The sequence below is a fragment of the Streptomyces sp. NPDC037410 genome (assembly GCF_055602235.1).
In genome coordinates this window covers 116,531-134,852 of sequence record NZ_JBVJWR010000015.1, presented here as the reverse complement: position 1 = coordinate 134,852, position 18,322 = coordinate 116,531, and the positions used below count along the sequence as shown (strand labels likewise).

At 73.3% G+C, this 18,322-nt stretch carries 20 protein-coding genes; 9 read left to right on the top strand and 11 right to left on the bottom strand.

Going from position 1 to position 18,322, the window contains the following annotated elements:
- Positions 1 to 41 precede the first annotated feature (41 nt).
- The gene (locus tag ACZ7HT_RS24680; RefSeq protein WP_471169685.1) at positions 42 to 935 is read left to right on the top strand and encodes an esterase/lipase family protein; all 894 of its coding nucleotides are present in this window, start codon (positions 42 to 44) and stop codon (positions 933 to 935) included.
- Positions 936 to 964: 29 nt separating this feature from the next.
- Here ACZ7HT_RS24680 and ACZ7HT_RS24675 read toward each other — a convergent pair whose 3' ends face one another.
- Positions 965 to 1,633: a response regulator gene (locus tag ACZ7HT_RS24675; RefSeq protein WP_471169682.1), complete on the bottom strand. Its 669-nt coding sequence runs from the start codon at positions 1,631 to 1,633 to the stop codon at positions 965 to 967.
- A gap of 133 nt (positions 1,634 to 1,766) precedes the next feature.
- Here ACZ7HT_RS24675 and ACZ7HT_RS24670 point away from each other — a divergent pair, with 133 nt between their 5' ends.
- The 4 genes from ACZ7HT_RS24670 to ACZ7HT_RS24655 all read left to right on the top strand — a co-directional run bounded on the left by ACZ7HT_RS24670 (position 1,767) and on the right by ACZ7HT_RS24655 (position 5,304).
- Positions 1,767 to 2,750, top strand: a complete 984-nt coding sequence (locus tag ACZ7HT_RS24670) for a Bug family tripartite tricarboxylate transporter substrate binding protein (protein ID WP_471169679.1) — start codon at positions 1,767 to 1,769, stop codon at positions 2,748 to 2,750.
- On the top strand, positions 2,747 to 3,283 hold the full coding sequence (locus ACZ7HT_RS24665) for a tripartite tricarboxylate transporter TctB family protein (protein WP_471169676.1): 537 nt from the start codon (positions 2,747 to 2,749) through the stop codon (positions 3,281 to 3,283). The genes ACZ7HT_RS24670 and ACZ7HT_RS24665 overlap by 4 nt, the downstream gene beginning before the upstream one ends.
- A 3-nt stretch (positions 3,284 to 3,286) precedes the next feature.
- Positions 3,287 to 4,813 carry a tripartite tricarboxylate transporter permease gene (locus ACZ7HT_RS24660; protein ID WP_471169673.1) on the top strand — a complete coding sequence of 509 codons (1,527 nt, stop codon included), beginning with the start codon at positions 3,287 to 3,289 and terminating at the stop codon, positions 4,811 to 4,813.
- Between the two features lie 77 nt (positions 4,814 to 4,890).
- Entirely contained in the window at positions 4,891 to 5,304 is a 414-nt protein-coding gene (locus tag ACZ7HT_RS24655; protein ID WP_471169670.1) for a DUF6299 family protein, read from the top strand.
- Positions 5,305 to 5,337: 33 nt separating this feature from the next.
- On the opposite strand, the gene ACZ7HT_RS24650 is transcribed toward ACZ7HT_RS24655, so the two are convergent.
- Complete coding sequence (locus tag ACZ7HT_RS24650; RefSeq protein ID WP_471169667.1) at positions 5,338 to 5,823, bottom strand: ribonuclease FAU-1 family protein; 486 nt, start codon at positions 5,821 to 5,823, stop codon at positions 5,338 to 5,340.
- Positions 5,804 to 6,727: a GNAT family N-acetyltransferase gene (locus tag ACZ7HT_RS24645; RefSeq protein WP_471169664.1), complete on the bottom strand. Its 924-nt coding sequence runs from the start codon at positions 6,725 to 6,727 to the stop codon at positions 5,804 to 5,806. The genes ACZ7HT_RS24650 and ACZ7HT_RS24645 overlap by 20 nt, the downstream gene beginning before the upstream one ends.
- Positions 6,728 to 6,801: 74 nt before the next feature.
- On the opposite strand from ACZ7HT_RS24645, the gene ACZ7HT_RS24640 reads away from it, so the two are divergent.
- On the top strand, positions 6,802 to 7,176 hold the full coding sequence (locus ACZ7HT_RS24640) for a GntR family transcriptional regulator (protein WP_116161798.1): 375 nt from the start codon (positions 6,802 to 6,804) through the stop codon (positions 7,174 to 7,176).
- A 33-nt stretch (positions 7,177 to 7,209) separates the two neighbouring features.
- Here the strand turns inward: ACZ7HT_RS24640 and ACZ7HT_RS24635 are convergent, their stop codons facing one another.
- Positions 7,210 to 8,310 (bottom strand): DUF5925 domain-containing protein, encoded by a 1,101-nt coding sequence (locus ACZ7HT_RS24635; RefSeq protein ID WP_471169660.1) that lies wholly within the window; start codon positions 8,308 to 8,310, stop codon positions 7,210 to 7,212.
- A 208-nt stretch (positions 8,311 to 8,518) separates the two neighbouring features.
- On the opposite strand from ACZ7HT_RS24635, the gene ACZ7HT_RS24630 reads away from it, so the two are divergent.
- On the top strand, positions 8,519 to 9,325 hold the full coding sequence (locus ACZ7HT_RS24630) for an SGNH/GDSL hydrolase family protein (protein WP_471169657.1): 807 nt from the start codon (positions 8,519 to 8,521) through the stop codon (positions 9,323 to 9,325).
- Here ACZ7HT_RS24630 and ACZ7HT_RS24625 read toward each other — a convergent pair.
- Positions 9,309 to 10,247, bottom strand: coding sequence for a protein kinase domain-containing protein (locus ACZ7HT_RS24625; protein WP_471169654.1), 939 nt, complete (start codon positions 10,245 to 10,247; stop codon positions 9,309 to 9,311). The genes ACZ7HT_RS24630 and ACZ7HT_RS24625 overlap by 17 nt on opposite strands.
- 312 nt (positions 10,248 to 10,559) lie before the next feature.
- Here ACZ7HT_RS24625 and ACZ7HT_RS24620 point away from each other — a divergent pair, with 312 nt between their 5' ends.
- Positions 10,560 to 10,832 (top strand): hypothetical protein, encoded by a 273-nt coding sequence (locus ACZ7HT_RS24620; RefSeq protein WP_116161802.1) that lies wholly within the window; start codon positions 10,560 to 10,562, stop codon positions 10,830 to 10,832.
- 170 nt (positions 10,833 to 11,002) lie between these two features.
- Here ACZ7HT_RS24620 and ACZ7HT_RS24615 read toward each other — a convergent pair whose 3' ends face one another.
- The 3 genes from ACZ7HT_RS24615 to ACZ7HT_RS24605 all read right to left on the bottom strand — a co-directional run bounded on the left by ACZ7HT_RS24615 (position 11,003) and on the right by ACZ7HT_RS24605 (position 13,988).
- Entirely contained in the window at positions 11,003 to 12,199 is a 1,197-nt protein-coding gene (locus ACZ7HT_RS24615) for a CaiB/BaiF CoA transferase family protein (RefSeq protein ID WP_471169652.1), read from the bottom strand.
- A 77-nt stretch (positions 12,200 to 12,276) separates the two neighbouring features.
- Positions 12,277 to 13,053 (bottom strand): ABC transporter permease, encoded by a 777-nt coding sequence (locus ACZ7HT_RS24610; RefSeq protein WP_471169649.1) that lies wholly within the window; start codon positions 13,051 to 13,053, stop codon positions 12,277 to 12,279.
- Entirely contained in the window at positions 13,050 to 13,988 is a 939-nt protein-coding gene (locus tag ACZ7HT_RS24605; protein WP_471169646.1) for an ATP-binding cassette domain-containing protein, read from the bottom strand. The genes ACZ7HT_RS24610 and ACZ7HT_RS24605 overlap by 4 nt, the downstream gene beginning before the upstream one ends.
- A 63-nt stretch (positions 13,989 to 14,051) precedes the next feature.
- On the opposite strand from ACZ7HT_RS24605, the gene ACZ7HT_RS24600 reads away from it, so the two are divergent.
- Positions 14,052 to 14,810: a TetR/AcrR family transcriptional regulator gene (locus ACZ7HT_RS24600; protein WP_471169644.1), complete on the top strand. Its 759-nt coding sequence runs from the start codon at positions 14,052 to 14,054 to the stop codon at positions 14,808 to 14,810.
- A 45-nt stretch (positions 14,811 to 14,855) separates the two neighbouring features.
- On the opposite strand, the gene ACZ7HT_RS24595 is transcribed toward ACZ7HT_RS24600, so the two are convergent.
- The 3 genes from ACZ7HT_RS24595 to hmgA are packed head-to-tail and all read right to left on the bottom strand — an operon-like array spanning position 14,856 to position 18,216.
- Positions 14,856 to 16,064: a type ISP restriction/modification enzyme gene (locus tag ACZ7HT_RS24595; protein ID WP_471169641.1), complete on the bottom strand. Its 1,209-nt coding sequence runs from the start codon at positions 16,062 to 16,064 to the stop codon at positions 14,856 to 14,858.
- 48 nt (positions 16,065 to 16,112) lie between these two features.
- Positions 16,113 to 16,862, bottom strand: coding sequence for a GntR family transcriptional regulator (locus ACZ7HT_RS24590; RefSeq protein ID WP_471169638.1), 750 nt, complete (start codon positions 16,860 to 16,862; stop codon positions 16,113 to 16,115).
- 40 nt (positions 16,863 to 16,902) lie between these two features.
- On the bottom strand, positions 16,903 to 18,216 hold the full coding sequence (gene hmgA / locus ACZ7HT_RS24585) for a homogentisate 1,2-dioxygenase (protein ID WP_471169635.1): 1,314 nt from the start codon (positions 18,214 to 18,216) through the stop codon (positions 16,903 to 16,905).
- Positions 18,217 to 18,322: the final 106 nt, after the last annotated feature.

Genomic DNA, 18,322 nt, shown 5'->3' with positions numbered 1-18,322 from the left:
AGCACCCCCACCTTCCCCTTGAGCCGCAAGGAGATCGCCCGATGCTGCCCCGGAAGTCCCGCCGCCAGTCCCGCCGGCCCTGGAAGCACGCCGTCAGAACGCTGTCCGTGCTCCTCCTGACCGCCGCCGCCACCCTCGCCCCCACCGCCGCCGCCCAGGCCGCCACCGCCGCCCCCAGCCGTGGCTGGAACGACTTCACCTGCAAGCCGTCCGCCGCCCACCCGCGCCCCGTCGTCCTCGTCCACGGCACCTTCGGGAACGCCGTCGACAACTGGCTGGGCCTCGCGCCCTACCTGGTCGACCGGGGCTACTGCGTCTTCTCGCTCGACTACGGCCAACTGCCGGGCGTGCCCTTCTTCAACGGGCTCGGCCCCATCGCCGCGTCCGCCGGACAGCTCGACACCTACGTCGACCGGGTCCTCGCCGCCACCGGCGCCCCCGAGGCCGACCTCGTCGGACACTCGCAGGGCGGCATGATGCCCCGCTGGTACCTCAAGTTCCTCGGCGGCGCCGCGAAGGTGAACACGCTCGTCGGCATCGCCCCCGACAACCACGGCACCACCCTGTCCGGCCTCACCAAGCTCCTGCCGTACTTCCCCGGCGCCGAGGACCTCATCAGCGCCAAGACCCCCGGCCTCGCCGACCAGATAGCCGGCTCGGCCTTCATCACCCAGCTCAACGAGGGCGGCGACACCGTGCCCGGGGTCCGCTACCACGTCATCGCCAGCCAGTACGACGAGGTCGTCACCCCGTACCGCTCCCAGTTCCTGACCGGCCCGAACGTCACCAACGTCCTCATCCAGGACAAGTGCGCGCTCGACCTCTCCGAGCACGTGGCGATCGGCACCGTGGACCGGGTCACCTTCCACGAGGTGGTCAACGCCCTCGACCCGGCCCACGCGACCCCGACCACCTGCCTCTCCGTGGTCGGCTGACCCAGGAACCGGAACCGGCGGCGGAACAGCTACCCCACTCGCCTGTACCGCCGCTCCGGCCGGCCCGTGCCGCCGTAGCGCAACGTGACTTCCGCCCGGCCCGTCTGGGCGAAGTACTCCAGGTAGCGGCGCGCGCTCACCCGGGAGAGGGAGCCCGCTTCGGCGCATTCCGTCGCCGACACGCCCTCCGGGTGGGCGCGCAGGACGGAGTCGACCAGATCGGCCGTGTGGGCCGCCAGGCCCTTCGGGAGCTCCCGGGAGCCGCGGGGCCGGGCGCCGAAGATCTGGTCGACATCCTCCTGGCGGGCCTCGTCCAGGCCGTCGAGGCGGTGGCGGAGGGCGGCCACGTGCCGCAGCTGCTCGTGCAGCGCCGCCGGCGTGAACGGTTTGATCAGGTAGTGGAGGGCCCCGGCGCGCAGCGCCGAGCGGATCGTGCCCACGTCCCGCGCCGCCGTGATGAAGAGCGCGTCCATGCCCAGACCGGCCGCGCGCAGCTCCCGCAGCACCCGGACACCGTCCATGTCGGGCAGGAAGACGTCCAGGAGGATCAGGTCGGGGCGGAGCCGCCCGGCCTGGCGGAGCGCCTCGGCGCCGTTGTGCGCGACCCCCGCCACGGTGAAGCCCGGCACCGCCGACACATAGCGGCAGTGCAGCCTGGCGACCATGAAGTCGTCGTCCACGACCAGCACCTTCGTCACGCCGACCCACGCTAGGTCCCGACCACAACGACCACAACGTCCGTTGATTGCGGAAGAGAGACAGCTTCTTAACGCCGGAGCAACATGTGGGCCAGCTCACACCCCATCCCCTTCCAACTGAGAGGCGGCACACGTGCGTCTGCGCACCCCCTTCGCCCTCCTCGGGGCGGCCCTCCTGGTCCTCGTCGGCCCGCCGCTGCTCAGCCCGGGCACCGGCTCCGACACCGGCACCGCGATACCCGGCCTGCGCTTCATGGTCCCCAACACCCCCGGCGGCGGCTACGACATCACCGCCCGCACCGCCGCGAAGAACGCCGAGGAAGCCGGCCTCACCGGCGACGTCGAGGTCTTCAACCTGCCCGGCGCGGGCGGCACCGTCGGCCTCACCCGGCTCGTCGGCGAGCGGGGCAACGGCCGCCTCGCCATGTCCATGGGCCTCGGCGTCGTCGGCGCCGTCCACACCAACAAGACGCCCAGGACCCTCGCCGACACCACCCCGATCGCCCGGCTCACCGAGGAGCAGGACATCGTCGTGGTCGGCAAGGACTCTCCGTACAGGACCATCCAGGACCTCCTCGCGGCCTGGCGGAAGGACCCCGGCAAGCTGCCCGTCGGCGGCGGCTCCTCGCCCGGCGGCCCCGACCACCTCGCCCCGATGCTGATGGCGCAGGCCGCCGGGATCGCACCGAAGGACGTCAACTACGTGCCCTTCGACGGCGGCGGCGAACTCCTCGCCTCCATCCTCGGGAACAAGGTCGGCTTCGGCGTCTCCGGCGTCGGCGAGTACCTCGACCAGATCAAGGCGGGGGAGCTGCGCCTCCTCGCCGTCACCGGACCGAAGCGGGTCCCCGGCCTCGACGCCCCCACGCTCCGCGAGGCCGGGCTCGACACCGAGTTCACCAACTGGCGCGGCATCGTCGCCCCGCCCGGCCTCTCCGACGCCGAGCGCGACAAGCTCGTCACCCTCGTGACCGGGCTGCACGACTCCCCGCAGTGGCGCGAGTCGCTCAAGACCCACGGCTGGAACGACGCCTTCCTGCCCGGCGCGGAGTTCGGCACCTTCCTCACCGAGCAGGACCGCCGGGTCGGCTCCGTCCTCAAGGAGCTGGGACTGTGACCACGAACCTCGAAGACCGGCCGGTGCCGACCACGACCGTACGGACCTGGCTGCGCGGACGGTCCGAACTCGGCGTCGGCGCCCTCCTGTTCCTCCTCGGCGTCCTCGTCCTCACCGACGCCCTCACCCTCGACGCCGACGTCGCCGGACGCGGCCCGGTCGGACCGGAGACCGTCCCCCTCGTCGTGGGCTGCGGCCTCCTCGTCGTCGCCGTCCTCCTCACCGTCGACGTGCTGCGCGGCGGCCGGGGAGAGGCCGAGGGCGGCGAGGACGTCGACCTGGCGGAACCCGCCGACTGGCGCACCGTCCTGCTCCTCGCCGGCGTGTTCCTCGCCTTCGCCGTCCTCATCGGCCCCCTCGGCTTCCCCGTCGCCGGCGCCCTCCTCTTCTGGGGCGCGGCCTACGCCCTCGGCAGCCGCCACCTCCACCGCGACCCGCTGATCGCGGCCGTCCTCTCGCTCCTCACCTACGCCGTCTTCGACCAGCTGCTCGGCGTCCCGCTGCCCGGCGGCCCGCTGATGGGAGTGATCTGACCGATGGATTCCCTGAACTCCCTCATCGACGGCTTCGGGACCGCCCTCACCCCGATCAACCTGCTGTGGGCCGCCATCGGCGTCCTCCTCGGCACGGCCATCGGCGTCCTGCCGGGCATCGGCCCCGCCATGGCCGTCGCCCTGCTGCTCCCGGTGACCTACGGACTCGAACCGACCGGCGCGTTCATCATGTTCGCCGGCATCTACTACGGCGCCATGTTCGGCGGCTCCACCACCTCGATCCTCCTCAACACCCCCGGCGAGAGCGCGGCCGTCGTCGCCGCCATCGAGGGCAACCCGATGGCCAAGTCGGGGCGCGGCGCACAGGCCCTCGCGGCCGCCGCGATCGGCCACTTCGCCGGCGGCATGATCGGCACGACCCTGCTCGTCGTCCTCGCCCCCACCGTCGCCGCGCTCGCCGTCGACATCGGCGCCCCCGACTACCTCGCCCTCATGGTCCTCGCCTTCATCGCGGTGACCTCCGTCCTCGGCTCCTCCCGCATCCGCGGCCTCGCCTCCCTGCTCATCGGCCTCACCATCGGCCTGGTCGGCCTCGACCAGATGACCGGGCAGCAGCGCCTCACCTTCGGCTCGCTCCAGCTCGCCGACGGCATCGACGTCGTCATCGTCGCGGTCGGCCTCTTCGCGATCGGCGAGGCCCTGTGGGTCGCCGCGCACCTGCGCCGCACCGCGGGGGAGGCCATCCCGGTCGGCCGCCCCTGGCTCGGCAGGGACGACGTGAAGCGCACCTGGAAGTCCTGGCTGCGCGGCCCCGTCATCGGCTTCCCGTTCGGCGCGATCCCGGCCGGCGGCGCGGAGATCCCGACCTTCCTCTCGTACGTCACGGAGAAGCGGCTCTCGAAGCACAGGGACCAGTTCGGCAGGGGCGCCATCGAGGGCGTCGCCGGACCCGAGTCCGCCGCCTCGGCCTCCGCAGCCGGCACGCTCGTCTCCATGCTGACCCTCGGGCTGCCCACGACCGCCGTCGCCGCCGTGATGCTGGCCGCGTTCCAGCAGTACGGCATTCAGCCGGGACCGCTCCTCTTCGAGCGGGAACCCGAGCTCGTGTGGGGCCTCATCGCCTCGCTGTTCGTCGGCATGGTGCTGCTGCTCGCGCTCAACCTGCCGCTCGCCCCCGTCTGGGCCAGGCTGCTGCGGATCCCGCGCCCGTACCTGTACGCCGGCATCCTCTTCTTCGCCGCCGTCGGCGCGTACGCGGTGGGCGGCGAGGCGCTCGACCTGGTCGTGCTGCTCGTCATCGGCCTGATCGGCCTCGGGATGCGGCGTTACGGCCTTCCGGTGCTTCCGGCCGTCATCGGCGTCATCCTCGGCCCGGCCGCCGAGCAGCAGCTGCGCCGCGCCCTCCAGATCAGCGACGGCTCCCTGACCGGCCTGGTGAACACCCCGTTCTCGGTCACCGTCTACACGGTCGTCCTGGTGCTGCTCGCCTGGCCGCTGGTGAGGAGGGCGGCGCACCGACCGTACGACGGTATGAGTGCCGCCGGTCCCAACTCGCCCCCGATGGGGTGAGTTTCGGTCAGTCGGCGGCCGGATCCGGTATCCCTGGCGGGCAGCATCTTCCCCCCACCCCCGAAGGGACACCGTCCATGCGCGTCCGACTCGTCCTCGCCGCAGCAGCCCTGCTCACCGCCGCCGTCGCCCCTCTCGCCCACGCGGAAGGGGCCGACGGCCTCACCGTCGACGCGTACGGCACCGTCGCCGCCGACAGCACGGTCACCGTCTCCGGCACGTACCGCTGCCTCGACGACAGCGAAGGACCCGTCTTCGTCAGCTCCACCCTCAAGCAGGGGACCCGCTCCACCGGCATCGGCGGCACCCGCGCCGTCTGCGACGGGCACCTCCACACCTGGAGCAACAGCGCCGTGGTGAAGGACGACCCCGCCTACCAGCCGGGCGCCGCCCACGTCGAAGCCACCCTCGTCCAGCTCACGGCCGGCCCGTCGGGCCTGCCGCTGCCGGGCTTCCTCGCCAGGGAGCAGGCGGACGTCGAACTGCGCTGAGGCTTCTCCAGTCCCTGATCCGCCGGACAGGCCCTAACCCCGGCGCAGCAGGTCGATCAGGCCTTCCCGGCCGAGCAGTTCCAGCTCGTCCAGGGCCACCACGGCGCGGGCCGCCGCCTCCGGGTCGGAGGCGGCGAGGCCGCTCGCGGCGAACTCGTCCTCGTCGAGCCGCAGCACCTCGCTGCCGTCCGCCGACACCCACAGGTCCAGGTCCAGGTCCTCGACCACCACACCGGAACCGTCGATCACCGCCGGCCGGGTGACGTCGCAGTACCAGCCCTTCAAGGAGCCGTCGGCCGACCACACCTCCTTGACGGTGAACCAGCGGTCGCCCCAGTAGTGCTCCACGAGCACGTCACCGGGCTCGAAGCGCACGAAACCGAAGTCCCGCACCCCCTCGGCCGCCCACGGGGCCCGCACCGAAAGCCGGGCGCCCTCCTCCGTCAGCACCTCCGCCGGGTAGCGGATCTTCGTCCGCCCCGCCTTCGTCAGGGTGATCTCAACCGATCGTCCGGACATGCCGTACCTCCGTCGCGCCGATCTCGTAACCGAACCATGTGTTGATCGCCAGCATCGGTCCGTTGCCGGCGTCGTTGCTCGTGAACGCCGCCACGCAGCCCGCGGCCCTCGCCCGGTGCAGCGAGGCGGCCTTGGCCAGCTTGGCGAGCCCCCGGCCCCGGTACGCCGGCGCGGTGCCGGTCATCCCGGAGCAGTACCGGCCCAGACCGTCCGTCTGCGCCGCGCTGAACGCCGCCGGCACCCCGTCCACCACCACGACCGTCGTCAGCGCCCGGTCGAGGTGGGGGTGCTCCCAGGTGGTCGCCCGCCAGTGCGCGTAGTCGTCGAGCTCCGCGCCCACGTCCCCCGGCTCGTCCGCCGTCGTCACCGCGTCGAGCTCGAACAGCGGCCGGGGATCGGCCGCGAAGTCCTCGGCCGTGCGCAGCTCGACACCGGGCGGCGGGTCCTGGAGCGGCGGCAGCGCGGCCCGCGCCAGGTCGAGCCGCAGGAAGTGGGCGGAGCGGCTGGGGGAGTAGCCCCGCCGCCCGGCCCAGGCCCGGTCCTCAGGCGTGTCCAGGACCCAGCTGTACAGCGTCCGCGCGCCCCGCTCCTCCAGGTGCTCCTCGGCGGCGCGCAGCAGCAGCGTCCCGGCGCCCCGCCCCAGGTGCGCGGGGTCCACGTACACGTTGACGGAGCCGATTCCGGGCTCCGGGGCGTCGTGGGCGATCCTCAGCTGGGCCGTCCCGACGATCGCGCCGTCCCCGGCCACGGCGACCAGCGGGCGGTCGTGGCTGTCGGGATGGGCGTGCGCCCAGTCGAACGCCACCTGCTCGGCGGTCGCGAGCATGAACGGGAGCGCGGCCCGCCGGACCCGGGCGAAGCCCTCGGCGTCCGAGGGCCGTACATCACGGACGATCACAGTCATGTGGTGGGACGCTACGGGCGCGGGACGCACCACCGCCTCCCATTTTCCGGTGGGGTGGGGGCAGAATCGGCGGGGTGACACTCACCATCGCCGTGGACCACGGATCCACCACCGCTCCTTACGAACAACTGCGGGCCCAGATCTCGGAACGGGCCCGGTCGGGCAGACTGCCGGTCGGATACAAGCTGCCGACGGTACGGGGGCTCGCGGAGCAGCTCGGCCTCGCCGCGAACACGGTCGCCAAGGCGTACAAGGCCCTGGAGGCGGACGGAGTCATCGAGACGCGCGGGCGGCACGGCACCTTCGTCGCCGCCGCCGGTGACGCGGCGACCCGCCGGGCCGCCACCGCCGCCGCCCAGTACGCCGAGGAGGCCCGCCGCCTGGGGCTCACCCGCGAGGCCGCGGAAGCGGCGCTGAACGAGGCCCTGCGGGCGGCGTACGACGACTGACGGGTCCGTACGGAGCCAGACCGTACAAGCCCCCTACAGGTACAGCCCCGCCCCCGTCGTGCGGGGCGCCGGGAGGTCCGTCGAGGGCGTGCCGCGGCGCAGCGCGAACAGTTCCGCCAGCGTCGCGCCCTCGCGCGGCACGTCCTCCTCGCGGCCGAGCCACTCCACCGACTCGGCCCGGCTCAGCGGCCCGACCTCGATGCGGGCCAGGCAGCGGCCTGGCCGCACCACCGCCGGATGCAGCCGCTCCAGGTCCTCGTTGGTGGTGACCCCGACCAGGACGTTGCGCCCCTGGCCGAGCAGCCCGTCCGTCAGGTTGAGCAGCCGCGACAGGGCCTGCCCCGCCGCGTGCTTCGCCCCGCCCCGGATCAGCTCGTCGCAGTCCTCCAGGAGCAGCAGCCGCCAGCGCTCCTTCGACGTGCCGTCGTCCTCGCCGATGGCGATGTCCATCAGATAGCCGATGTCGTTGAAGAGCCGCTCCGGGTCGAGCACGCAGTCCACCTGGCACCAGTCCTGCCACGCCCGGGCCAGCGTCCGCAGGGCCGAGGTCTTGCCGGTGCCCGGCGGGCCGTGCAGCAGCAGGAGCCGGCCGGTGACGTCCTGAGGGGTGACCTTCATCAGGCGGTCCATCGCATCGGCCACCGGCGCCGAGTAGTTGGGCCGGACCTCCTCCCAGGTCCCGGCGCTGATCGCCCGGGTCATACGACGCGGGCCGCGCTGCGGAGCCACGTACCAGAAGCCCATCGTCACGTCGTCGGGCTCGGGCTCCGGCTCGTCCTTCGCCCCGTCCGTGGCCTCGGCGAGGATCCGCTTCGCCAGCTCCGGGTCGGTCGCGGTGACGGTCACGTCCGCGCGCCGGTTCCAGCGGGAGGAGAGGATCGTCCAGCCCTCGCCCTCGGCGAGCACCGAGCTGCGGTCGTCGTCCTTCGCGGCCCGCAGCACCCGCGCCCCTTCCGGGAGCAGCGTCGCGTCGGGCTTCGTCCGGTCCAGGCTGGTGCTGTGCGCGTGCGGCTGCTCGCCGGTCGCGAAGCGGTCGAGGAACAGCGCGTCCAGGACGTCGCCCGGTGAGTCGCTGTCGTCCAGGTTGACGATGACCGGCAGCGTGGCGGGCGGTACGGACGGGGTGTCAGACATGCGCCCATGATCGGGCAACCGCCGGGGCGGCGCACCGGGTTTTGCGGTCGGAGGGGCGGAAGATCCGCTTCCTGAAGTGGCCGGATCTCGACGGTTCCTGACGGGGGGTCGGATCACTCCTGGCCCCACTTTTGACATGAACACTTCCGGCCGGGCCGATCCGATGCTACTACCTGGTAGCGCAGAGATCCTGCTACAGGGAGGTTCCATGAGACTGCCCCGTTTTGCCGCCCTTTCGTCCTCGCTCCTGCTCGGCGTCGTCCTCACCCTCACCGGGGTGGGTGCGGCACAGGCCGCCGAGACCGCCGCACTCGACTACGTGGCCCTGGGGGACTCGTACTCCTCCGGTGTGGGCTCGGGGAGTTACGACAGCGCCAGCGGCGACTGCAAGCGCTCCACGAAGGCGTATCCGGTCCTGTGGAAGAACGCCCACGCCCCCTCCTCGTTCGCCTTCACCGCCTGCTCGGGCGCCCGAACGGGTGATGTGACCGCGAATCAGCTCGGACCCCTCTCGGCCGCCACCGACCTGGTCTCCGTCACGATCGGGGGAAATGACGCAGGTTTCGCCGACGTCATGACGACCTGTGTGCTCCAGTCCGAGGTCACCTGTATCAACCGCGTGAATCAGGCCAAGGCCTATGTGGACTCCACGCTCCCCGGCAACCTCGACTCCGTCTACAACGCCATCCGCGCCAAGGCGCCCGCCGCCCATGTGGTCGTCCTCGGCTACCCGCGCTTCTACCAGCTCGGCGGCAGCTGCATCGCCGGCCTGAGCGAGAACGAGCGCAGCGCCATCAACGGCGCCTCCGACTACCTCAACGCGGCCACCGCCAAGCGCGCGGCCGACCACGGCTTCACCTTCGCGAGCGTCGTCCCCGCCTTCACCGGCCACGAGATCTGCTCCAGCTCGTCCTGGCTGCACAGCGTCAACTGGCTCAACATCGGCGAGTCGTACCACCCGACCGCCGCCGGACAGTCCGGCGGCTACCTGCCCTCCTTCAACGGGGCGGTGTAGCCGTCCCCTTGCCGGTCCCGGCCGGAGCGGTGCTCGTGACACCGCCCGGCCCGGGCCCGGTGCCCGGTCCGTCGTCCCGTACCGCCTGATACGTCAACGCACCCGCGATCAGCAGCGCCCCGACGATCCCGGCCACCAGGACGGGCAGCCGGCGGGGTGCCGCCCTCGGCGGCGCTTCCGGCAGCTGGGTCGGCGCGGTCCCGGCCCGTGTCCCGTCGCTGTCGCCCCTGCCGGTCCGGGCCGGGGGCGAAGCTTCCGCCTCCGTCCCCGGCGTGCCGCCCGCGGCCAGCCCGCGCAGCTCGCGCTCGGCCTGATCCGCCGTCACGGCGAGGTCCTCGTCCGTCAGGCGGCCGACCAGAGGGCTCAGCGGCCCGGGCCGGTCGTCCGCCACCGTCCCCAGGAGCGCCCCGAGGGCGCGCAGATCCGCCTCCGGGCCGGTGGGGTCGTCAGGAGCGCCGCCGAAGCCGGTGACCACGACCCGCCCGTCGTTCGCAAGGAGAACCTGTTCCGGCCGTACGCCCCGGTGCGGTACGCCCGCCTCCCGGGCGGCCCGCAGACCGGCGAGGACCTCCGCGCCGACGCGCGCGGCCTCGCGCACGGGCAGCCGCCCGTCCGCGTCCACGGTCTCGGCGAGGGTGAGGCCCCGGACCAGCTCCGTCACGACCCACGGCCGACCGTCCTCCGTGGCCACGCCGAGGACCCGTACGACAGAGGGGTGGGAGATCCGCGCGGCGGCCCGCGCCTCGCGCTCCCGCCGCGCGTACACCAGGGGAACCTCGTCCGCCGGCAGTCCGGCCGGGGCGCGGCACTCCTTGAGCGCCACCTCGCGGCGGTCCGTCTCGTCCAGGGCGCGCCAGACGGTGCCCGTCGCCCCCTCGGCGAGCACGTCGAGCAGCCGGTAACGACCCGCGATCACCGTCATGGATCCACGGTAGCCGAGGGGCGTCTCCAAGGCTCCGGTCGCGCGGTGCGCGCGCTCGCGACCATCTTGGTGGTGGAGATCACACCCGCCCTCGTGACCGTGGACGGCGGTCCGGAGTGCAGGATGGTTCGTGATGGTTCGGCAGGTGTTCGAGTGCTGTCCAACTCGCCCTGGAATCAGATGGATTCGGACAGTCACCGTCAACCCCCGTACGAGTGCGGTGAATCCCGCCGGTGGGATACACGGGTGTCACGATGGAGCGATAGGGTTAATCTGCCCGGGCCGGGTGCCCTTGTACGGGTGGGGAGTGACATGGAACAGATAGCAATGCGCAGCAGGCCGCGAGTGCCTGCCATCACCTGCGGGAGCAGCGCGACCAGTTCGCGACTCGACCGCCATCTCGCAGTGCTCGGCGGTCCCGCCGTGCCCCAGCGCGAGGTGGCCGAGGCGACGCTGCTCATGCGGGAACTGACGACGCGTACGCGCGAGGTGCCGGTGCACAGCCACCGCAGCCGCAGCGCGCGGGTCTCGCTCTTCGCCCCGCTCCGCCGCCTGCGCCGCTCGCTCTTCGGCACGCGCCACTGATCCGGACGGCACCGCCGCCCGCACGCCCCCGACCGCGACCCCGCCGGACGTGTCCCCGCCCGTCCGGCGCTCCGTCGTGCCCGGGGGTTCTCACGTAGAGCGGGGCCCGCTCAAGCGCCCGGGACTTCCCCCGTACCCCAAACGCCCGCCCCGTTCCCCGGCAGGCGAGGTCAGGCGATCACTCCCGCGCTCCGCAGCTCCTTCCGCTCCGCCTCCGGTACGCCCAGCTCCGTGAGCACCTCGTCCGTGTCCTGGCCGAGGGACGGGATCCGGTCCATCCGGGGCTCCGGCGCGTCCGGGAAGACGATCGGCGGCAGCAGCGCGCGCAGCGGCCCCACCGGGGACTCCACCTCCCGCCACCGGTCACGGGCCGTCAGCTGCGGGTGATCCGCGAGCTCCGCGACCGAGTTGAGCCGGGCGCAGGCGATGCCCGCCGCGTCGAGCCGGGCCAGCGCCTCCGCCGCCGTCAGCGGGGCGAGCGCCGCCGCGACCACCGCGTCCGTCGCCCCGCGCCCCGCCACCCGCGCCGTGTTCGTCGCGAACCGCGGGTCCCCGGCCAGCTCGGGCCGGCCGAGGACCTGCTCGGCGAGCCGCCGCCACTCCCGGTCGTTCTGCACGGAGAGCAGGACGAGACCGCCGTCCGCCGTCGGATAGGCGTCGTACGGGGCGATCACCGCGTGCGCGAGCCCCGTGCGCGCCGGTGCCGTGCCCCCGTGCATCCCGTGGTGCAGCGGATGCCCCATCCACTCGGCCAGCGAGTCGAGCAGGGAGACCTCCACCGGACCGCCCCGGCCGGTCGTGCCGCGCCGCACGAGGGCGGCGAGGACGCCGGAGAACGCGTACATCCCGGCCGCGATGTCGGCGGCCGGGATCCCGGACTTGACCGGCCGCTCGGGCGTGCCGGTCACCGACACCAGGCCGGCCTCGCACTGGACGAGCATGTCGTACGCCCGCTTGTGCGCGTACGGTCCCTCCGCCCCGTACCCCGAGACGTCCACCGCGATCAGCCACGGGTGCGCCGCGCACAGGGTGGCGGCGTCGAGGCCGAGGCGGGCCGCCGCGCCCTGCGCGAGGTTCTGCACGAAGACGTCGGCGCCCGCCACCATCCGGCGGACGAGCGCCAGGCCCCGGGGGTCCTTGAGGTCGACCGCCACCGACTCCTTGCCGCGGTTGCACCACACGAAGTGGGAGGCGAGCCCCTGGGCGGCGGTGTCGTACCCCCGGGCGAAGTCGCCGCCGTCGGGGCGCTCGATCTTGACGACCCGGGCGCCGAGGTCGGCGAGCTGGCGGGTGGCGAACGGCGCGGCGACGGCCTGCTCGACGGCGACGACCGTGACCCCGGCGAGGGGGAGTGGCTGAGTGCTCATGACCGCACTGCCTATCGTGCGCGTACTCCTCCTGTCATCAGGGGGTACGTCACCCCAGGGGCCACCAGGGGGGTACGTCACCCCCGGGCGTACCTGCGCACCGCGAGGGGGGCGAAGACGGCGACGAGGCCGAGGGACCAGAGCAGCGCGCCGGCGACCGGGTGGGCCACCGGCCAGGCCGCGTCCGGGGGGATCGGCGCGTTGCCGAAGAGCTCCCGCACCGCCGTGGTGACCGCCGAGATGGGGTTCCACTCGGCGACCGTCCGCAGCCAGCCGGGCATGCCGTCGGTCGGGATGTACGCGTTGGAGAGCAGCGGCAGCATGAAGGTGGCACTGCCCAGCTGCCCTGCCGCCTCCTCGCTCTTCGAGGCCAGGCCGAGCAGGATGCCGACCCAGGTCGTCGCGAAGCGGAAGAGGAGCAGCAGGCCGAAGGCGCCCAGGGCCTCGGGGAGCGTGCCCTCGATCCGCCAGCCCATGGCGAGGCCGACCAGGATCAGCGGGACCGTGCCGACGGCGCTCGCGAGCAGGTCGGCGAGGGCCTGCCCGAGGGGGACGGCGGCCCGGCTCACGGGCATGGTCCGGAAGCGGTCCATGACGCCCCGGTGCGAGTCCTGCGCGGCCTGGAACATGCCCGTCATCAGGCCGCCCGCGGCCGTCGCGACGAGCATGCCGGGCACCAGGAAGGCCCGGTACCCGGCCCCGGGGGCGGCGAGCGCGCTGCCGAAGACGTACCCGAAGAAGAGCAGGAAGACGATCGGCATCGTCTGCGTCATGACGGTGATCGCGGGCGCGTGCCTGATCCGCTGGAGGTGGCGGCCGAGGACGGCGGTCCCGTCGTGCACGAGGGCGCTCACGCGACGAGCTCCTTCCGGTCGGTGAGGCGGAGGAACACCTCGTCGAGGGTGGGCGGGCGCAGGGAGGCGTCGACGATGTGGACCCCGGCGGCGTCGATCTCCCGGACGATCCGGGGGAGGGTGAGCGTGGTGTCCGTGGTCACCGCGCCGACCGTGCGCCGCTCGGCGTCGAGGACCGGCGCCGAACCGGTCAGCTGGTCGAGGACGCACGCGGCCGCTTCGAGGGCGGACGGGTCGGCGACGACGACCTCGGCGTAGCTGCCGACGAGCGCCTTCAGTTCGGCCGGGGTGCCGCGCTGCGCGGCCCGTCCCTCGTCGATCAGCACGATGTCGTCGGCGAGCTGGTCGGCCTCCTCCAGGTACTGGGTGGTCAGCAGCACGGTCGTGCCCTGCCCGGCCAGTTCCCGTACGGCGTCCCAGATCCCGTTCCGGCTGTGCGGGTCGAGTCCGGTCGTGGGCTCGTCGAGGAAGAGCACCCCCGGCGGCACGAGCAGGCTCGCGGCCAGGTCGAGGCGGCGGCGCATGCCGCCCGAGTAGGTGCGGGCGGGCCGTCCGGCGGCCGCGGTCAGGCCGAAGCGGTCCAGGAGCTCGTCGGCGCGGGAGCGCGGGGCGCGCAGGAGCCGGGCGAAGAGCCGCAGGTTCTCGGCGCCGGTGAGGTCGCCGTCGACCGAGGCGTACTGCCCGGTGACCGCGATCCGCTTGCGTACCCCCGCGGGGTCGCGCACCACGTCGTGGCCCGCGACCCGCGCGCTGCCGCCGTCGGGCGCGACCAGGGTGGTGAGGACGCGGACGGCGGTGGTCTTGCCGGCGCCGTTGGGGCCGAGGACGCCGCAGACCGTGCCCTCGGGGACGGCGAGATCGAGGCCGCGCAGGGCGTGGACGTCGCCGTAACGCTTCCGCAGACCCTCACTAAGTACAGCGTACGTAGTCGTCATGGCGCGACCATACCCCACTACGTACGGCGTACGTAACTACGATGGTGAGCGAGGTGATGATCCATGGCGGGCCGAGCGGCCGAACCGGAAGTGATCTGGGCGCGGCCCGAGCGCACGGGACGCGGACCGAAACCGGCCTACAGCCGGCGTGACATCGTGGACGCGGCCGTCCGCATCGCCGACGCGGACGGCATCGACGCGCTCTCCATGCGCCGCGTCGCCGCCGAGCTCGGCTGCGGCACCATGTCGCTCTACAACTACGTCCCCCGCAAGGAGGACCTGTACGAGCTGATGGTCGACGCGGTCAGCGGCGAGTACGAGCTCCCCGAGGAGCCCAGCGGCGACTGGCGCGCCGACATGAGCGGCATCGCGTACCAGACCCGCGCGATCATGTACCGCCATCCCTGGCTCGCCCGGGTGATGACCACCGCCTACGGCTTCAGCCCCAACGCCCTGCGCTTCCTGGAGTGGTGCCTCGGCTGCCTCGAACCCCTGGACGCGCCCCCCGGGCTCAAGATGCAGCTGATCGCCATGGTCAACGGCACGGTCATGGCGACCGTCGCCAACGAGCAGGCCATCGCCGAACGGGCCCGCGGACTGCCCTGGTCCGAGGCGGAGGAGCAGGCGGTGCGCGGCGCCTACCTCATGGGGCAGGTGGCGACGGGCCGCTACCCGCACCTCGCCAGACTGCTCGCCGAGGCCCCCGCCGCGCCCGTCGACCCGGACGTGATCTTCGCGATGACCATGAACCGGCTGCTGGACTCGTTCGACCCCCGGGCCTCGGGGGAGCCCGTGACGGGGGATCAGGTCACAGGCGCCTGAACTTCGGCCCCCGGGCCGCGAGGGAGCCCGTCTCCGGGGAGCGGGTCACAGGAGCATGAACTGGCCCTCCGGGCCCTCCTCCTGGTGATCCAGTACGGAGGCGGGGCGGCGGGACGCGGACGGCGGGGGCAGGATTCCGGCGGTGCGCAGTTCCTCCCGGCCCGCCGACCCGCCCGCGAAGGCCGCCCGCTCCGGCTCCCGCGCCCCGAGCAGCGCGAGCACCGTGACCAGGTCGAGCAGCTCCGAGGTCCACTCCTGAGGCCAGGCGGACGGCCCGATCGCCTCCAGGGAGCCGGGCTCCGCCGGGGCCGTCCGGTGCGCGAACCACTGCTCCAGGACCCGCACCCCGCCGACCCGGTACTCCCAGGCCTCCGCCGGCACGGGCGAGATCAGGCCCCCGCCGACATCGAGCACCTCGCCCTCGGAGTCGTACGTCATCGTCGTCGGCCGCGCCGGGACCGCCGCCCGCACATAGGGCCGCCGCCCGCCCGGCAGCCGGGGCCTCGTCCCGCTCAGGGCGCCGCGCAGCTGCACGTCGGCGAGCTCCCGGCCGAGCGCCACACCCGCCGCCCACACCTCGGGGTCCTCCGGGAGCGGGAGACGGCACCCGGCGGGGGAGGGGAGGGCCGCCGCCACCGTCCACGCCAGCCAGTCGTGGGCGTCGACCTGGCACCCGTACCGCTTCCCGAGGAAGTCGAGGAGACCGGGCGCGAGATTGGGCTCCCGGCCCCCGGGGCGCCGGAACAGCGGCCGGATGCGGCCCGGACGGCCCGCCGGGGAACGGCCCTCCGGCAGCGCCGCCGTCACCAGGAGCGCCGGACCCGCCGCCCCCGGCACGTACCCCTGCTCGACGGCGAACAGCTGCGGCTCCCCGGCGACCCGCCACAGCTCCGGGCGGGCGGTGTCGATCAGCCGGTGGTCCGGCAGCAGCCACTGCTCGTCGAACGGCCCGGACGCCACCCGCACCGGGTCGGGGCACGACCCCGACTCGCGCGCGAAACGCGTGGTGCCGGTCCGCTGCCCGGGCAGCGCGCCCACCGCGCTCGCCGGCGTCCGCGCCCGGCTCGGCCGGAACAGCGCCTCCCGCTCGGCACCCTCGGCGGCCACCAGCCGCTCCCAGCGCGCCCGCAGGGTGCGGACGTGGGGCGCGACGATCCACGACCGCCCGAACCGCAGCGGAGCCACGGACCACGGCATCAGCTCGTCGAGAAGCGGCAGCTCGTCGAGGCGTACGTCTTCCGTCACGCCCCGCATGCTAACGACGGCGGTCCGTGCGCTACCAGCGTCAGTGCGCCCGCACCGTCAGTGCGCCTCCACCGTGACCGTGAAGGAGAAGCGGTCGCCGCGGTAGCGGATGCGGGCCACGTCGACGACGCGGCCGTCCTCGTCGTAGGTCACGCCCGTGTAGTGGAGGATCGGGGAGAGCAGCGGGACCTGGAGCAGGCCCGCCGTCTCCGGGTCCGCGAGGCGGGCCTCGACCGTGTCCGTGATGCGGCTGATGCGCACCCCGACGACGTCCCGCAGCACCTTCGTCATCGGCCAGCGCTCCAGATCCGCCGGGTCGATCGCCGCGGCGAGCTCGGGCCGCACCGCGTTCTCCGCCCAGTTCGTCGGCTCGCCGCTCTCCCCGTCGCTGCGCAGCCGCCGGTACGCCACGACCTCCGGCACGTCCGGGAAGAACTCGGCGAGCTCCCCGGGCACCGGCTCGGTGGTGTGCCCGAGGACCGTCGTCCGCTCGCCCGACTGCTGGGCCACGATCGCGTCGATCGAGCCGAGCAGCCGGCGCGGGGTGGACCGCCGGGCGCCCGGCTCGATGAAGGTCCCGCGCCGCCGGTGCCGGCTGATCAGGCCCTCCTCCTCCAGTTCCTTGAGGGCCTGGCGCATGGTCAGCACGCTCACGCCGTAGTGGGCCGCGAGCTGCTCCTCGGTGGGCAGCCGCAGCGAGGCGTCGGGCGTGCGGCCCAGTATCGAGGCGCGCAACGACTGCGAGACCTGATACCAGAGCGGCAGCTTGCGGTTCAGGACCAGCGAGTCGGGAGCGAAGGCGGTCACGGGTTCTCCGTACGAAGGCTACGGGCTTACGGACGCGACATTACGGCCGGAAGTGGCGCTCAAGACCCTGCCATACATCGTCGTATCCCTTCTGCAGGTGGTCGGCGGTCGCGGCCTGCGGGGTCGCGGTCACCGGCCAGCGGGTCTCGAACATGAAGGCGAGACCGTCGTCGATCTTCTGCGGCTTCAGCTCGGCGGCGCTGGCCTTGTCGAAGGTCTCCCGGTCGGGGCCGTGCGCGGACATCATGTTGTGCAGCGAGCCGCCGCCCGGCACGAAGCCTTCCGCCTTCGCGTCGTACGCGCCCTCGATGAGGCCCATGTACTCGCTCATCACGTTCCGGTGGAAGTACGGCGGGCGGAAGGTGTCCTCGCCGACCAGCCAGCGCGGGGCGAAGACCACGAAGTCGACGCCGGCGAGCCCCGGAGTGTCGGAGGGCGCGGTGAGGACCGTGAAGATCGACGGGTCGGGGTGGTCGTACGAGATCGTCCCGATGACGTTGAAGCGGCGCAGGTCGTAGACGTACGGGGTGTGGTTGCCGTGCCACGCGACGACGTCGAGCGGCGAGTGGCCGTACGTCGCCGACCAGAGGTTGCCGCAGTACTTGTTGACCACCTCGACCGGGCCCTCGACGTCCTCGTAGGCGGCGACCGGGGCGCGGAAGTCACGGGCGTTGGCGAGGCCGTTGGCGCCGATCGGGCCGAGGTCCGGCAGCTGGAACGGGGCGCCGTAGTTCTCGCACACGTAACCGCGGGCCGTCTCGTCGAGCAGCTCGACGCGGAAGCGGACGCCGCGCGGGATCAGCGCCATCTCGCCCGGGTACGCGGCGAGCAGGCCCAGCTCGGTGCGGAGGAGGAGGCCGCCGCGCTCCGGGACGATCAGCAGCTCGCCGTCGGCGTCGCCGAAGACCCGCTCCATGGAGGCGTTGGCGTGGTAGAGGTGCACGGCCATGCCGGTGCGCTGCGTCGCGTCGCCGTTGCCGCCGAGGGTCCACAGGCCGGCCAGCCAGTCGGTGCCCGGCGCCGGCTCCGGCAGCGGGTTCCAGCGCAGCCGGTTGGGGTCGGGCACGGTCTCGGTGAAGGGGGCCCCGGCGAGGGCGCCGTTGTCGATCCGGGTGAACGGCGGGTGCGCGGCCGAAGGACGGATCCGGTAGAGCCAGGAGCGGCGGTTGTGGGACCGCGGCTCGGTGAAGGCGCTGCCGCTGAGCTGCTCGGCGTAGAGGCCGAGGGGTGCGCGCTGCGGCGAGTTCCGGCCGTCCGGCAGTGCGCCGGGGACCGCCTCCGAGCTGTGCTCGTTGCCGAAACCGGTGCTGTAGCTGAGCGCCTCGGCCGTCTTCCTGGCCTGCTCCGTGGTCATCGACCGCTCCTGTCCTGAGCCCGCAAGGGAATCCTATGGGTGACCGTAGGATTCCGCGCGCGCCACGTCAACGGGGCACCGGTGGTCCGCGCCCGGACGGGTGCGC

What these genes read in the sequence shown, in the direction of transcription:
- ACZ7HT_RS24680 (WP_471169685.1), top strand. Translation starts at nt 42, where the DNA reads ATGCTGCCCCGGAAGTCCCGCCGCCAGTCCCGCCGGCCCTGGAAGCAC.
- ACZ7HT_RS24660 (WP_471169673.1), top strand. Translation starts at nt 3,287, where the DNA reads ATGGATTCCCTGAACTCCCTCATCGACGGCTTCGGGACCGCCCTCACC.
- ACZ7HT_RS24655 (WP_471169670.1), top strand. Translation starts at nt 4,891, where the DNA reads ATGCGCGTCCGACTCGTCCTCGCCGCAGCAGCCCTGCTCACCGCCGCC.
- ACZ7HT_RS24650 (WP_471169667.1), bottom strand. Translation starts at nt 5,823, where the DNA reads ATGTCCGGACGATCGGTTGAGATCACCCTGACGAAGGCGGGGCGGACG.
- ACZ7HT_RS24645 (WP_471169664.1), bottom strand. Translation starts at nt 6,727, where the DNA reads ATGACTGTGATCGTCCGTGATGTACGGCCCTCGGACGCCGAGGGCTTC.
- ACZ7HT_RS24635 (WP_471169660.1), bottom strand. Translation starts at nt 8,310, where the DNA reads ATGTCTGACACCCCGTCCGTACCGCCCGCCACGCTGCCGGTCATCGTC.
- ACZ7HT_RS24630 (WP_471169657.1), top strand. Translation starts at nt 8,519, where the DNA reads ATGAGACTGCCCCGTTTTGCCGCCCTTTCGTCCTCGCTCCTGCTCGGC.
- ACZ7HT_RS24625 (WP_471169654.1), bottom strand. Translation starts at nt 10,247, where the DNA reads ATGACGGTGATCGCGGGTCGTTACCGGCTGCTCGACGTGCTCGCCGAG.
- ACZ7HT_RS24620 (WP_116161802.1), top strand. Translation starts at nt 10,560, where the DNA reads ATGGAACAGATAGCAATGCGCAGCAGGCCGCGAGTGCCTGCCATCACC.
- ACZ7HT_RS24615 (WP_471169652.1), bottom strand. Translation starts at nt 12,199, where the DNA reads ATGAGCACTCAGCCACTCCCCCTCGCCGGGGTCACGGTCGTCGCCGTC.
- ACZ7HT_RS24605 (WP_471169646.1), bottom strand. Translation starts at nt 13,988, where the DNA reads ATGACGACTACGTACGCTGTACTTAGTGAGGGTCTGCGGAAGCGTTAC.
- ACZ7HT_RS24600 (WP_471169644.1), top strand. Translation starts at nt 14,052, where the DNA reads ATGGCGGGCCGAGCGGCCGAACCGGAAGTGATCTGGGCGCGGCCCGAG.
- ACZ7HT_RS24595 (WP_471169641.1), bottom strand. Translation starts at nt 16,064, where the DNA reads ATGCGGGGCGTGACGGAAGACGTACGCCTCGACGAGCTGCCGCTTCTC.
- hmgA (WP_471169635.1), bottom strand. Translation starts at nt 18,216, where the DNA reads ATGACCACGGAGCAGGCCAGGAAGACGGCCGAGGCGCTCAGCTACAGC.